The sequence below is a fragment of the Anoxybacillus sp. FSL W8-0382 genome (genome assembly GCF_038003845.1).
Classification (GTDB): Bacteria; Bacillota; Bacilli; order Bacillales; family Anoxybacillaceae; genus Anoxybacillus; species Anoxybacillus flavithermus_G.
Window position 1 is genome coordinate 730,961 of record NZ_JBBOPX010000001.1, and the last position, 15,141, is coordinate 746,101.

General features: G+C 42.7%; 13 protein-coding genes and 1 other annotated feature. Of the genes, 11 read left to right on the top strand and 2 right to left on the bottom strand.

Annotation, left to right across the window (positions count from 1 at the left end):
* Positions 1–94: 94 nt before the first annotated feature.
* Together lon and yihA are read left to right on the top strand one after the other, a co-directional pair.
* Positions 95–2,434, top strand: coding sequence for an endopeptidase La (gene lon / locus NSS60_RS03850; RefSeq protein ID WP_192948206.1), 2,340 nt, complete (start codon positions 95–97; stop codon positions 2,432–2,434).
* A complete protein-coding gene (gene yihA, locus NSS60_RS03855; RefSeq protein WP_004889195.1) occupies positions 2,431–3,012 on the top strand; it encodes a ribosome biogenesis GTP-binding protein YihA/YsxC in 582 nt (193 codons plus the stop codon). Before lon ends, yihA begins: the two co-directional genes overlap by 4 nt.
* Positions 3,013–3,047: 35 nt before the next feature.
* Here the strand turns inward: yihA and NSS60_RS03860 are convergent, their stop codons facing one another.
* The gene (locus tag NSS60_RS03860; protein WP_035018485.1) at positions 3,048–3,521 is read right to left on the bottom strand and encodes a LiaI-LiaF-like domain-containing protein; all 474 of its coding nucleotides are present in this window, start codon (positions 3,519–3,521) and stop codon (positions 3,048–3,050) included.
* Between the two features lie 176 nt (positions 3,522–3,697).
* Between NSS60_RS03860 and hemA the strand changes: the two genes are divergently transcribed.
* The 8 genes from hemA (at position 3,698) to NSS60_RS03900 (ending at position 11,918) form a co-directional block, all read left to right on the top strand.
* Positions 3,698–5,032, top strand: a complete 1,335-nt coding sequence (gene hemA, locus NSS60_RS03865; RefSeq protein ID WP_004889198.1) for a glutamyl-tRNA reductase — start codon at positions 3,698–3,700, stop codon at positions 5,030–5,032.
* A 12-nt stretch (positions 5,033–5,044) separates the two neighbouring features.
* Positions 5,045–5,860 (top strand): cytochrome C assembly family protein, encoded by an 816-nt coding sequence (locus NSS60_RS03870; protein ID WP_004889199.1) that lies wholly within the window; start codon positions 5,045–5,047, stop codon positions 5,858–5,860.
* Positions 5,861–5,881: 21 nt separating this feature from the next.
* Positions 5,882–6,808 carry a hydroxymethylbilane synthase gene (gene hemC, locus NSS60_RS03875; protein ID WP_004889201.1) on the top strand — a complete coding sequence of 309 codons (927 nt, stop codon included), beginning with the start codon at positions 5,882–5,884 and terminating at the stop codon, positions 6,806–6,808.
* Positions 6,809–7,561, top strand: coding sequence for a uroporphyrinogen-III synthase (locus tag NSS60_RS03880; RefSeq protein WP_004889202.1), 753 nt, complete (start codon positions 6,809–6,811; stop codon positions 7,559–7,561).
* Positions 7,562–7,563: 2 nt separating this feature from the next.
* The gene (hemB, locus tag NSS60_RS03885; RefSeq protein WP_077427980.1) at positions 7,564–8,538 is read left to right on the top strand and encodes a porphobilinogen synthase; all 975 of its coding nucleotides are present in this window, start codon (positions 7,564–7,566) and stop codon (positions 8,536–8,538) included.
* The gene (hemL, locus tag NSS60_RS03890; RefSeq protein ID WP_088223677.1) at positions 8,538–9,833 is read left to right on the top strand and encodes a glutamate-1-semialdehyde 2,1-aminomutase; all 1,296 of its coding nucleotides are present in this window, start codon (positions 8,538–8,540) and stop codon (positions 9,831–9,833) included. The genes hemB and hemL overlap by 1 nt, the downstream gene beginning before the upstream one ends.
* Before the next feature lie 87 nt (positions 9,834–9,920).
* Positions 9,921–11,006: a stage VI sporulation protein D gene (gene spoVID, locus NSS60_RS03895; RefSeq protein WP_088223678.1), complete on the top strand. Its 1,086-nt coding sequence runs from the start codon at positions 9,921–9,923 to the stop codon at positions 11,004–11,006.
* 15 nt (positions 11,007–11,021) lie between these two features.
* The gene (locus NSS60_RS03900; protein WP_088223679.1) at positions 11,022–11,918 is read left to right on the top strand and encodes an aminoglycoside phosphotransferase; all 897 of its coding nucleotides are present in this window, start codon (positions 11,022–11,024) and stop codon (positions 11,916–11,918) included.
* On the opposite strand, the gene NSS60_RS03905 is transcribed toward NSS60_RS03900, so the two are convergent.
* Positions 11,903–12,094 carry a hypothetical protein gene (locus tag NSS60_RS03905; RefSeq protein ID WP_003396391.1) on the bottom strand — a complete coding sequence of 64 codons (192 nt, stop codon included), beginning with the start codon at positions 12,092–12,094 and terminating at the stop codon, positions 11,903–11,905. The genes NSS60_RS03900 and NSS60_RS03905 overlap by 16 nt on opposite strands.
* Before the next feature lie 135 nt (positions 12,095–12,229).
* Positions 12,230–12,452 (top strand) — a binding site (T-box leader).
* A 41-nt stretch (positions 12,453–12,493) separates the two neighbouring features.
* Here NSS60_RS03905 and NSS60_RS03910 point away from each other — a divergent pair.
* Complete coding sequence (locus tag NSS60_RS03910; RefSeq protein ID WP_064214451.1) at positions 12,494–15,118, top strand: valine--tRNA ligase; 2,625 nt, start codon at positions 12,494–12,496, stop codon at positions 15,116–15,118.
* The last annotated feature ends 23 nt before the right edge of the window (positions 15,119–15,141 follow it).

A 15,141-nucleotide genomic window follows, 5' to 3' on the forward strand; every position in this document is an offset into this window, starting at 1 on the left:
CGATCGGCTTCAACGGAGCGTTGAAGTCGATTTTTTACGATGAAAGATTTTACAAACTCTATAATGTACTATACAATAGGGCAATAGAAGTATGATGGAGGTGCGGGTTGTGGCGAGAAAGAAAAATAAAGTGATTCCACTCTTGCCGTTAAGAGGATTACTTGTGTTCCCGACGACAGTATTGCATTTAGATGTTGGACGGGAAAAATCCGTGCAGGCGTTAGAAAAAGCGATGGTTGAAGACAATCTCGTGTTATTAACGTCGCAAAAAGACGTACAAATTGATGATCCGGAACTTGAAGATTTATATGATATGGGGACGGTTGCGCGGGTGAAGCAATTATTGAAGTTGCCGAACGGGACATTTCGTGTGCTCGTTGAAGGAATATCGCGCGGAAAAGTATTAAAATGGGTAAGTGAAGATCCTTGCTATGTCGTGCAAATTGAACAGTTTACCGACAATGAAAAGGACGATATGGAACTTGAAGCATTGCGCCGTACGATGCTTGAATATTTTGAGCAATACATAAAACTATCGAAAAAGTTGTCTGCAGATATTTATACATCTGTCATGGACATTCAGCAAGCGGGACGAATGGCGGATATTATCGCTTCCCATTTGCCGTTAAAGCTTGAAGAAAAACAACGATTGCTTGAAGCGGTCGATGTGAAAGAGCGTGTGCATCAAATCATTCAAATTCTTCATAATGAAAAAGAAATTTTACATTTAGAGAAACGAATTAGCCAGCGCGTGAAACAGTCGATGGAGCGGACGCAAAAAGAATATTATTTACGCGAGCAAATGAAGGCCATTCAAAAAGAGCTCGGCGAAAAAGAAGGAAAAGCTGGCGAGATTGAGTTGTTGCGTGAAAAAATTGAACAAGCAGGAATGCCCGAGCATGTTAAAGCTACGGCGTTAAAAGAATTAGATCGCTATGAAAAAGTACCTGCTGCTTCGGCAGAAAGCGGGGTCATTCGCAACTATTTGGATTGGTTGCTTGCCTTGCCATGGACGAAACAAACAGAAGATATTCACGATATTCACCGTGCAGAAAAAATTTTAAACGAAGAACATTACGGGCTCGAAACAGTGAAAGAGCGCGTTCTTGAATATTTAGCTGTGCAACAACTGACGAACTCGTTGCGAGGTCCAATTCTTTGTTTAGTTGGTCCGCCGGGAGTTGGAAAAACATCGCTCGCTCGTTCGATTGCAAAAACGTTAAATCGACATTTCGTTCGTATTTCGCTCGGTGGGGTGCGAGATGAATCGGAAATTCGTGGACATCGCCGCACGTACGTCGGGGCTTTACCGGGACGCATTATTCAAGGAATGAAAAAAGCAGGAACGATCAATCCTGTATTTTTGCTTGATGAAATTGATAAAATGTCAAGCGATTTTCGCGGTGACCCTTCTGCTGCACTATTGGAAGTGTTAGATCCGGAACAAAACCATTCCTTTAGCGATCATTATATTGAGGAGCCATATGACTTATCTAAAGTGATGTTTATTGCAACAGCGAATACACTCGCGACAATTCCGCGTCCACTGCTCGATCGAATGGAAGTTATCACGATTCCGAGTTATACAGAAATTGAAAAATTGCACATTGCAAAAGAACATTTATTACCGAAACAAATGGAAGCACACGGTTTGCAAAAACGCATGCTTCATATGCGCGATGATGCGATCATGCAAGTGATTCGCTATTATACACGCGAAGCAGGTGTGCGCAACTTAGAGCGCCAACTTGCATCGATTTGTCGCAAAGCTGCAAAAACGATCGTGTCAGAAGGACGAAAGCGCATCGTAGTCACAGAAAAAAATGTAAGTGAATTTTTAGGAAAACCGAAATATCATTACGGGCAGGCAGAGAATGAAGATCAAGTCGGGGTAGCGACAGGTCTTGCATATACTACAGCTGGTGGAGATACGCTAGCGATTGAAGTGTCCATTGCTCCTGGAAAAGGAAAACTGACGTTGACGGGTCAATTAGGCGATGTGATGAAAGAATCTGCTCAGGCAGCATTTACATACATTCGCTCGAAAGCAAAAGAACTCGGCATTGATCCGGAGTTTCATGAAAAACTAGATATTCATATTCATGTGCCAGAAGGAGCGGTACCAAAAGACGGTCCATCAGCAGGGATTACGATGGCGACAGCACTTATTTCTGCATTGACGGGAAAACCAGTCAGTCGCTTTGTCGGCATGACAGGGGAAATTACATTGCGCGGTCGTGTGCTTGCGATTGGTGGTGTGAAAGAAAAAGTGTTAAGCGCCCATCGCGCCGGATTAAAGAAAGTCATTTTACCGAAAGAAAACGAAAAAGATTTAGAAGATATTCCAGAGGTTGTAAAAAAACAATTGCAGTTTGTTCTCGTTTCACATATTGATGATGTACTTGAACATGCTTTGGTAGGTGGAGAAAAATGAAAATTACAAACGTAGAAATGGTCATTAGCGCTGTGAGGCAAGAACAATATCCAGCAGGCCAGCTCCCAGAGTTTGCGCTTGCTGGGCGCTCAAACGTCGGAAAATCGTCGTTTATTAATAAAATGATTAACCGAAAAAATTTTGCGCGCACTTCGTCAAAACCTGGAAAGACACAAACATTGAACTTTTATCGCATTAACGATGCGTTTTATTTTGTTGACGTGCCGGGATATGGATTTGCGAAAGTATCAAAAACAGAACGCGAAGCATGGGGGAAAATGATTGAAACGTATTTTACGACACGTGAACAGCTGAAGGCAGCGTTGTTGATCGTTGATTTGCGTCATCCCCCAACGAAAGATGATGTGATGATGTATGAGTTTTTAAAACATTACAACATTCCGACGCTCGTCATCGCAACGAAAGCGGATAAAATTCCACGCGGGAAATGGCAACAACATGAGAAAGTCGCCAAAGAAACATTGCGTCTTATTTCAGATGACGAACTTATTATTTTTTCGGCTGAAACAGGACAAGGGAAAGATGAAGCGTGGGGAGCATTGCAAAAATGGATGTAAAAAATGTGGGTGATTGACCCACATTTTTTGTATAGTTAGCCTTTTTTTATGAATAATAAGTACAATCCGATCAAAATGAACGACAATGGCCAAATATGAATGAGTGAATCAAACGTTACGGATGTGAACACTTGTTGAAGCCGATGTGAAAATAAAAAAATGATCGACAAAACAAAAAGTAAAACGGTAGGAAGCAATGCTTGTTTCGTTTTTATGTACTGTAGCAACAATCCGAGCGCGATAATAAAGGTGACCATGCTTATATGATCCGGCCATGATGAAAGGCGCGAAGCGAGATGAAAATGAACGCCAATTCCTGTGAACACAACACCGGATAAAATAGCGGAGTAGTCTTTTCCGATGTACGCTTGACCTAAAAAAGCGATTCCGGTAATGAACAACAACGTTGGCCACGTATGAAAAGATGGAAAAAGTGAAAATCGCTCAAGTAAAAAATACATCCCAAAACCGATTAAGATGATGCCAGAAAAAATACCACGTTTTTTCATTGAAAATCCCCCAATTCCATGCGACACTTAAAACAGCATCTGTTCCTAGTTTACTAAATGCGCGCCATTTAAGAAAGATCGAAAGTTGTCAAATTGTATTCACAGTTTATAAGGAAAAAACAATGTAGACGTGCTATAATGAAATGAGATGACTTTAAACTTCGGGGTGATGGGAAATGTATGTCGTCGTTGTCAGTGTGAACTATCGTACAGCCCCTGTCGAAATTCGTGAGAAATTGACGTTTAATCAAACGGAACTTGCTGAAGCGATGAAAGCGCTACAAAAGCAAAAAAGTATGTTAGAAAACGTCATCGTATCGACGTGCAATCGTACGGAAATTTATGCGGTCGTCGATCAATTAAACACAGGGCGTTATTATATAAAAACATTTTTAGCGGATTGGTTTGGTCTTGATAAAGAACAAATCGTTCCGTATTTACGCATTTATGAAGAACGTGAGGCGATTGAACATTTGTTCCGCGTTGCTTGCGGTCTTGATTCAATGATTTTAGGTGAAACGCAAATTCTTGGACAAGTGCGCACAAGTTTTCTTTTAGCGCAACAAGAAAACACAATAGGCACGGTGTTTAAACAACTATTTAAACAAGCGATTACATTAGCGAAGCGTGCCCATGCGGAAACAGAAATCGGCGCCAATGCCGTATCTGTCAGCTATGCAGCGGTGGAATTGGCGAAAAAAATTTTTGGTGATTTAAAAAATAAACATGTGCTTATATTAGGTGCTGGAAAAATGGGAGAATTGGCCCTGCAAAACTTGTACGGAAGCGGGGTTAAACGCGTGACGGTCGTGAATCGTACGTTTGAAAAGGCGCAGCAACTTGCCGAACGATTTAACGGAGATGCCAAGCCGTTATCACAATTGCAATGTGCGTTGTTGGAAGCAGATATTTTAATTAGTTCGACAGGCGCAAAGCAATACGTCATCACAAAAGAGACGATGGTAGTCATTGAAAAAATGCGCAAAGGTCGTCCATTTTTTATGATTGATATTGCCGTACCACGCGATTTAGATCCTGCGCTTGCTGAGTTAGATAGCATCTTTTTATATGATATTGACGACTTGCAAGATATTGTTGAAGCGAATTTAGCCGAGCGGAAAAAAGCGGCCGAGCAAATTGAACGTATGATTGCTGAGGAAATGGACGAGTTTCAACAATGGTTGCATATGCTCGGAGTTGTGCCGATTATTGCAGCTTTGCGTGAAAAAGCGATGCTTATTCAAGAAGAAACGATGAAAAGTTTAGAGCGAAAATTACCGCATTTATCGGAACGCGATAAAAAAGTGTTAAACAAACATACAAAAAGTATCGTCAATCAATTGTTGCGCGATCCGATTTTGCGCGCAAAAGAATTGGCTGCAGAGGACAATGCGGAAGAAGCGCTTCAGTTGTTTATGAAAATTTTCAATATTGAACAACAAGTGAAGCAGCAACAAAAAGAGATAAGCTGTGTTCACGAGCGAGCGACAGAACCGTCTTTTCAATCGTAAGGGAGATCACATATGTTTGATATGACGAGATGGTATGAACTCTCGCTTCTTTTACATGCATCGTCCGTTTTATTTTATTTTATTGATTTTCTTCATCACAACCGGAAGGCAAACCGCATTGCTTTCGGGTTGCTTTCTATTGTTTGGGGGATGCAAACATTTTTCTTTTTTGCGAGAATGGTCGAGACAGGGAAATTCCCTGTTTTAACACTTGCGGAGGGGCTGTCGTTTTACGCGTGGTTACTTATTACGTTATCGCTCGCGATTAATAGGTGGCTGCGCGTTGATTTTCTCGTCTTTTTCACAAACGTATTAGCGTTTTTTATTCTTTCATTGCATACGTTCGCACCGACGCCCTACACTGTTGGCATCGCAGAGCAACTAATGTCTGAACTGTTGTTTATTCATATTACGATGGCTATTTTATCGTACGGGGTATTTTCGATTTCGTTTATGTTTTCGCTTTTATATTTGCTCCAATACGAGTTATTGAAGAAGAAAAAATGGGGAAAGCGGTTATGGCGGCTTGGTGATTTAGCCAAGTTTGATGACCTTGCGTACGTGCTTAATGGTGTCGGTGTTCCGATTTTGTTATTGAGTTTAATTTTAGGTGTTGTTTGGGCATATATGAAAGTAGATCATTTCGTTTTATACGATGCAAAAGTGCTCGGTTCGTTTACTGTATTGGCAACATACAGTTTTTATTTATATAAGCGAGCTGTCAAAGGGATACAAGGGAAAGAAATGGCAGTTTGGAATGTCGGCTCGTTCCTTATTTTGCTTATTAATTTCTTTTTGTTTGGTACGTTATCGCAATTTCATTTTTAGCGATTGTTGGAGGAAAGAAAAATGAGAAAAATTATTGTCGGTTCGCGCCGTAGCAAGTTAGCGCTAACTCAAACAAATTGGGTCATCGAACAACTGAAACAACTCGGGGCCCCGTTTGAATTTGAAGTAAAAGAAATCGTCACAAAAGGCGATCAAATTTTACATGTGACGTTATCGAAAGTAGGAGGCAAAGGGTTGTTCGTGAAAGAAATTGAACAAGCGATGCTAGATCGCGAAATTGATTTTGCCGTTCATAGTATGAAAGATATGCCTGCTGTTTTGCCAGACGGATTAATGATCGGATGCGTACCGAAGCGTGAAGACCATCGCGATGTGCTTATTTCCAAAGGGCATATTCCGTTTGAACAACTACCAAGCGGAGCGGTTGTTGGAACGAGCAGTTTACGACGTTCTGCGCAGCTGTTAGCCGTTCGTCCAGATTTACAAATTCAATGGATTCGTGGCAACATTGACACTCGTTTGGCGAAATTACAAACAGATGCGTACGATGCCATTATACTTGCAGCTGCTGGATTGCATCGCATGGGATGGGCGAAAGAAGTCATCACACAATATTTATCGACCGACATATGCGTCCCAGCCGTTGGACAAGGGGCGTTGGCTATTGAATGTCGCGAAGATGATGCGGAGCTTTTACATTGGTTAAATAAGTTGACCGATAAGCAAACGGAACGAGCCACTCGCGCAGAGCGAGCATTTTTACAGCATATTGAAGGTGGCTGTCAAGTGCCTGTTGCCGGTTATGCGTACGTTGATGAAGATGCGATTGTGCTTACAGCACTTGTTGCAACACCGAATGGAACAGAAGTATTGAAAGAAGTCGTGCAAGGAACAGAGCCCGAAAAAGTGGGTACGGAAGCGGCAAAACGGCTAATTGAACGGGGTGCAAAACAACTAATTGGGCGTGTGTTAAAGGAGATGCAGTAAATGCTTATGGGGAAACGGGTGCTTGTGACGCGTGAGAAAGCGCAAGCGAAAGCGTTATCGCAAACGTTGGAACGGTACGGTGCGATTCCGGTTGAATTGCCGTTGATTCGCATTGAACGGGCAAAACAAGTAGGTCAAGACTTATTACACAAATGGCATACGTTTGATTGGATTGTATTTACGAGCCAAAACGGAGTTAAATATTTTTTCGAGCTGATTAGCGAAATGAAACCACCAACGTGGCCGAAAGTGGCTGCAGTAGGGGAAAAAACAGCGAAAGCATTGCAAAAACGAAACGTTGTTGTCGACCTCATTCCAAATGAATTTGTCGCTGAAAGTTTAGTTGAAGCGTTAAAACCGTTACTTTCTACGCATGCGCGCGTGTTGCTTGTGAAAGGAAACTTAGCGCGCGATACGTTGCGAGAGCAATTAAGCAGCATCGCAGACGTGACAGATTGGATCGTATACGAAACGACGATGAATGAAGAAGCGAAGCCACAACTCATTGCGCTCCTTCAACAACGAATGATTGATGTCGTTACGTTTACAAGTTCATCGACGGTACATAGTTTTGCGCACGCGATCGCAGGGGAAGACATCAATTTGTCTTTTGTTACGATCGCATGCATCGGTCCAATCACGAAACAAACAGCTCTTGATTTAGGCATTCCTGTTCACGTTTGTCCACATACATATACAATTGATGCAATGGTTGAAGAGATTAATCAATATTTGAAGATAAGAGGTGAGTAAATATGCAATTTGCACGTCATCGTCGTTTGCGCCAAACAGCAAATTTACGAGCTATGGTGCGTGAAACACATCTTCATATGGAAGATTTCATTTATCCGATTTTTGTGATTGAAGGAGAAAACATAAAAAACGAAGTACCTTCCATGCCGGGGGTGTATCAGCAGTCGCTTGACTATGCGCTTGAAGATGTAAAAGAGGCTGTTCAATTAGGTGTACGGTCGATTATCGTATTTGGTGTACCAAACGAGAAAAACGAAATCGCTTCGCAAGCGTATTGTGAGCACGGTGTCGTTCAACGTGCTATTCGCGCGATCAAAGACGCATTTCCGGAACTTGTCGTGATTGCCGACACATGTTTATGCCATTATACGAGCCATGGACATTGTGGTATCGTAGAAAACGGAACGATTGTCAACGACGATACGCTTGAATTATTGGCAAAAACAGCAGTCAGTCAAGCGAAAGCGGGGGCGGACATCATCGCGCCATCTAACATGATGGACGGGTTTGTCGCAGCGATTCGCCAAGCGCTAGATGAAGAGGGATTTACATATGTGCCAATTATGTCCTATGCCGTAAAATACGCATCAGCATTTTACGGTCCATTTCGCGATGCAGCCCATAGCGCGCCGCAGTTTGGCGATCGTAAAACGTACCAAATGGATCCTGCTAATCGGCTAGAAGCGTTTCGTGAAGCAGAAGCAGATGTGGAGCAAGGTGCTGACTTTTTAATGGTTAAACCGGCGCTATCGTATTTAGATATTATTCGCGACCTCAAAAATCATTTTCATTTGCCGATTGTCGCTTATAACGTAAGCGGAGAATATGCGATGGTAAAAGCAGCTGCGCAAAACGGATGGATTGATGAAAAAGCAGTTGTGCTTGAAATGTTAACAAGCATGAAGCGCGCAGGCGCCGACTTAATTTTAACGTATTTTGCAAAAGATGTTGCTCGATGGCTAAAGGAGGGGAAATGATGCGTAGTTATGAACGTTCCAAAGCGGCATATGCTGAGGCAGTTAAGCTTATGCCTGGCGGTGTAAACAGCCCAGTGCGCGCATTTAAGGCGGTAAAAATGGATCCGATTTTTATGGAGCGCGGAAAAGGTTCAAAAATTTACGACGTTGACGGCAATGAATATATTGACTATGTGTTATCTTGGGGACCGCTTATTTTAGGTCATGCGAACGATCAAGTTGTTGAAGCATTAAAACGAGTAGCGGAAACAGGAACAAGTTTCGGTGCTCCAACGTTAATTGAAAACGAACTCGCCAAACTCGTCATGGAGCGCATGCCGTCTATTGAAATCATTCGTATGGTTAGCTCGGGAACAGAAGCGACAATGAGCGCCCTTCGTTTAGCACGCGGCTATACAGGACGAAATAAAATCGTCAAATTTGAAGGATGCTATCACGGACATGGCGATTCGCTTTTAATTAAAGCGGGGTCAGGTGTAGCGACACTCGGTTTGCCAGATAGCCCAGGGGTGCCAGAAACGGTTGCTCAACATACAATTACTGTACCGTACAACGATTTACAAAGCGTACGTTACGCGTTTGAAAAGTTCGGTGAAGATATCGCGGCGGTTATTGTCGAACCTGTTGCTGGAAATATGGGGGTCGTTCCGCCAGAACAAGGTTTCTTGCAAGGTTTGCGCGATGTGACGAACGAATACGGTGCCCTTCTTATTTTTGATGAAGTGATGACAGGTTTCCGTGTCGACTATTATAGCGGTCAAGGTTATTACGGTGTCAAGCCAGACTTGACGTGCCTTGGAAAAGTCATCGGTGGTGGACTACCAGTCGGGGCATACGGTGGTCGGGCTGATATTATGGAGAAAATTGCACCGAGTGGTCCGATTTATCAAGCCGGTACGTTATCAGGAAATCCGATGGCGATGACAGCTGGCTATGAAACGCTCCGACAACTGATGCCAGAAACGTATGAGCAGTTTAAGAAAAAAGCGAATCGTTTAGCAGAAGGGTTAAGCGAAGCAGCAAAAGCGTATGATATTCCACATACGATTAACCAAGCTGGCTCGATGATCGGCATGTTCTTTACGAATGAGCGCGTCACAAACTACGAAACAGCAAAAACGTCCAATTTAGACTTATTTGCTCGTTATTATCAAGAAATGGCGAATGAAGGCATTTTCTTGCCACCATCGCAATTTGAAGGCATGTTTTTGTCCACTGCGCATACAGATGAAGATATTGAAAAAACAATTGAAGCAGCGCGACGTGCGTTTGCAAAAATTAGCGATTGCCTCTAGGGCATCGCTTTTTTTATGCATACTTCTTTTTTTCTTCTCATAACCATAGTAATGTGAAATGACTTGGACGTTGAAGGAGAGATGAGCATGTTGCGTTTTTCAATTGAAGAAGCGATTGCGTTTCGACGTGAGCATCACGTTGATCAGTTATTATCGATTTCGCTACAACCGACAATTACAATCGAGGAACAAGAAGATTACGTGTATATTCGCGGTGTGCTAGAACTATCTGGAGAATATACAAAACATGAAGAAGATGGAGAAGATGTTGAAACATTTGAACTCGGGCGATACATTGAACAAGTGCGTATGCGTGATGAGGAAACGGGTGAATTTTTACATCAATTTCCAATTGACGTAACTGTTCCAAAAGAGCGAGTCGATGATCTTGAACAAGTGTATGTGCTGATCGAATCATTTGATTATGACTTACGGAAAAACGAATTACTTCTTATTGCTGAAGTGGCCATTCACGGTATTCAAATGGATGATGATCGAGAAGACGAAGAAGAGTGGGATGCGTACAACGTAGACGACTTTGAACCGTTTGAAGCTGTTGCCCATCAAGAAGTATATGAAGAAGAAAAAGAAGAACAAGAAGAACGAGAAACAATCGTCAATGTACCGACATTTTATATGCTCCATGAAGAACAGGTAGCTGATAATGACGAACATAAAGAAGAACGGATTGATGTTCAAGGGGAGCATGAAGAAGAACAGGTAGCTGATAATGACGAACATAAAGAAGAACGGATTGATGTTCGAGGGGAGCATGAAGAAGAACAGGTAGCTGATAATGACGAACATAAAGAAGAACGGATTGATGTTCAAGGAGAGCATGAAGAAGAACAGGTTGATACTCAAAAGGGATATGAAGAAGAACAGGAGAGCAAGCGAGAAGAAACGTCTTTTCAACTTGAACTAAAAGGAAGGGAGACGAACGAAAAGCGGAATGAAAATGCGTTATATTTAACAAAACTATTTGGTAAAAATGAAGAACAGGCATTTGCTCGTTTGAAAATTTGTATTGTCCAACAGGGCGATTCGTTGGACAAGATCGCCGAGCGATACGACGTATCTGTTCAACAGTTGTTGCGTACAAATCATTTAGAAAGCGGTGCGGATATACACGAGGGGCAGTTACTATACATTCCAACGCCAAGTAAAGTATAAAAGGGCGGCATGGTGATGAAACAAGCGAGCGTGCAAAAATGGGAAACGATAAATGGAACATACGCGATTAAACGCATCGATTCATTTGCTTATTGGCAGGCGATTGAGCAAGCTTACCGCTTACGCATTCCGCTTGCTATTCCGATTTATGAAGCGAAAAAGCGAGATGGGCAATGGTATTATATGATGCCTTGGCTAAAAGAAAAAACGGATCCAACATCGTCATTTTTTCACGATTTAGCGCGATGGCATAAACATTCGTTAAAAGAAATACAAACGACTGAAACGGAAATCGAATCTTATTATGAGGAACGAAAAAGCTCACTTGAAAAGGCAAAACAAACATTAACTCATCATATTGAACAATGTGAAAAACAATGGTATATGTCGCCGTTTCAACTGCAATGTTGCACTCATTTTCTCGATATTATGCGCGCCATCTCGTTTTCTGAACATACGTTAAATGAATGGCGCGAGCGCATGCGTGAAAAAAAGACGGTGCGTATTTGTTATATTCACGGTCGACCATCGTTTCAACATTATGTGGAACGAGAAGATGGCACTGCGTATTTTATTAGTTTCGAACGGGCGCGCTGGGCTCCACCATTTCATGATTTGCTTTTCTTTTTCCGCCAATATTTGTATACGTATCCGTTGACGTGTGATGAAGCGGTACAGTGGCTTGCACAATATGAACAAACATTGGCGCTTGAAGAAGATGAACGGTTATTGTTTTTTCATTTACTTGTTGATCCACATCGGTTTGTTCGTCTCATTCATCGGTACGAACAACAACGTCATGACCGGCAACTGACCGCTGCTTGGCAACGGGCATATTGGCAAATGAAAAATATTGAATATGTCATTGGAAAATGGGAAGAAGAAAAGCAACAACATCAAATCCAATCGTAATGTAAAGCGAAGGAAAGCAAAATAAAAATGGCGAGTAAAATGACATCAATGGTTGTTGGAAATAAAATGGTACGAATCGCCTGAACGACGGTAATCGGGATGATGCATTGTTCAGCAATAAAGCGAAGTTTTCGTAGCCACGGTGGCCAGGCGTACGGATTGTAACGCTTACGCATATGCTCACCTCCTTTTCAAATGATTAGCTCCACATATTGGAGCTTTTCTTTTTTACCATATGTATAAAGAAGTGAAAATGTGGCAAACCTTATTGACGATTCATATGATTTTTATATAGTATTATGTATGAATAGAAAAAAGCGAAGATAGGGAAGAGTACGGCGCAACCCGCCTAGCAGAGAGGGAAATCAGTAGCTGCGAGATTTCCTAGGTTCGTGGTCGTCGGAAGGTCGCCCTGGAGCTGCTTCTTCGAACGAAAGTAGAAGAGGCCGGTGCATCGCCGTTATCGATTTGAGTGCTTAAGCGTTGCTTAAGAAAAAAGGTGGTACCGCGAAAGAGTCTCCTTTCGTCCTTTTCGGATGAAAGGAGTTTTTTATTTTAGCGAAGGAGGGATTTGTATGTTACCGCCGAAGTACGACCACCGTGCTGTTGAGGCAAACCGTTATGAATGGTGGCTAAAAGGAAAATTTTTTGAAGCAACAAGTGACGAAAGGAAGAAACCATTTACGATCGTCATTCCACCCCCAAATGTGACAGGGAAACTTCATTTAGGACATGCGTGGGATACGACGTTACAAGACATTATTACGCGCATGAAGCGCATGCAAGGGTACGACGTGTTATGGCTTCCGGGCATGGACCATGCGGGTATTGCTACGCAAGCAAAAGTAGAAGAAAAGCTGCGCAACGAAGGAAAAACACGTTACGACTTAGGACGTGAAAAGTTCGTTGAAGAAACGTGGAAATGGAAAGAAGAGTATGCTGGGCATATTCGCTCCCAGTGGGCAAAGCTTGGGCTCGGACTCGATTATACGCGAGAGCGCTTTACGCTTGATGAAGGACTATCTAAAGCGGTGCGTGAAGTGTTCGTTTCGCTATATAAAAAAGGACTGATTTATCGCGGCGAATATATTATTAACTGGGATCCGGTGACAAAAACAGCATTATCGGACATTGAAGTCGTATATAAAGATGTGCAAGGTGCGCTATATCATATACGCTATCCGCTTGCGGACGGCTCAGGTTATATCGAAGTGGCAACGACACGTCCAGAAACGATGCTTGGCGATACAGCCGTTGCCGTTCATCCAGAAGACGAACGCTACAAACATCTTATCGGAAAAACAGTCATTTTACCGATCGTCGGTCGCGAAATTCCGATTATTGGTGATGAGTACGTTGACATGTCGTTCGGTTCTGGGGCAGTAAAAATTACGCCAGCACATGATCCAAACGACTTTGAAATCGGAAACCGTCACAACTTGCCTCGCATTCTCGTCATGAACGAAGACGGTACGATGAACGACAACGCTCTTCAATATAAAGGGCTCGATCGCTTCGAATGCCGTAAGCAAATTGTGAGAGACTTACAAGAACAAGGCGTGCTGTTTAAAATCGAGGAACATATGCATTCGGTTGGTCATAGTGAACGTAGTGGTGCTGTTGTAGAACCGTATTTATCGACGCAATGGTTCGTCAAAATGAAGCCGCTTGCTGAAGCTGCGATTGAACTACAAAAAACAGAAGGAAAAGTGAATTTCGTTCCAGAGCGATTTGAAAAAACGTACTTACATTGGATGGAAAATATTCGCGATTGGTGCATTTCTCGTCAGCTTTGGTGGGGGCATCGTATTCCAGCATGGTATCATAAAGAAACAGGCGAAGTGTATGTCGATCATGAGCCACCAGCTGATATCGAAAATTGGGAACAAGATCCAGATGTATTAGATACATGGTTTAGTTCTGCGCTTTGGCCGTTTTCAACGATGGGCTGGCCGGATGAAACATCGGCAGACTATAACCGTTATTATCCAACGGATGTGCTTGTAACAGGATATGACATCATTTTCTTCTGGGTATCGCGCATGATTTTCCAAGCGCTTGAGTTTACAGGAAAACGTCCGTTTAAAGATGTGCTTATTCACGGACTAGTACGCGATGCACAAGGACGAAAAATGAGCAAATCGCTCGGTAACGGCGTTGATCCGATGGATGTGATCGACCAGTACGGTGCCGACTCGCTTCGTTACTTTTTAGCGACAGGAAGTGCACCTGGTCAAGACTTGCGCTTTAGCACAGAAAAAGTTGAAGCGACATGGAACTTCGTCAATAAAATTTGGAACGCTTCTCGTTTTGCGCTCATGAACATGGAAGGATTCACGTATGAAGACATCGACTTACATGGCGAAAAATCGGTTGCCGATCATTGGATTTTAACGCGTTTAAATGAAACGATTGAGACGGTAACAAAACTTGCCGATAAATACGAGTTTGGTGAAGTCGGTCGCGTATTATATAACTTCATTTGGGACGACTTATGCGATTGGTATATTGAAATGGCGAAATTGCCGCTATACGGCGAAGATGAACAAGCGAAGAAAACGACGCGCTCTGTTCTTGCTTATGTGCTTGATCAAACGATGCGTCTCCTTCATCCGTTTATGCCGTTTGTGACGGAAGAAATTTGGCAACAACTTCCTCATGAAGGAGAGTCAATTACAGTTGCTTCGTGGCCACAAGTCCGTTCTGAACTAAGCAATCATGAAGCGGCCGAACAAATGCGTTTGCTCGTTGATATTATTCGTGCGGTGCGTAACATTCGCGCAGAAGTGAATACGCCGCTAAGCAAGCCAATTACGCTGCATATTAAAGCGAAAGACGAGCAAATTGCGAATACCCTTCAGAAAAACCGCTCATATATCGAGCGCTTCTGTAATCCTAGCGAGCTTGTCATCGACACGACGATTCCAACGGTCGAGAAAGCGATGACCGCTGTTGTGACAGGGGCAGAACTAAGCTTGCCGCTTGAAGGGTTAATTAATATTGAAGAAGAAGTGAAACGTCTCGAAAAAGAGTTACAAAAACTCGATCAAGAAGTCGAGCGCGTGCAAAAGAAACTAAGTAATGAAGGATTTTTAGCGAAAGCGCCAGCGCACGTAGTTGAAGAGGAACGGAAAAAAGAACGAGATTATCTCGAAAAGCGTGAAGCGGTTCGCGCTCGTCTTGCACAATTAAAACAATAGTTTTATGATGAAGACGAATCCAT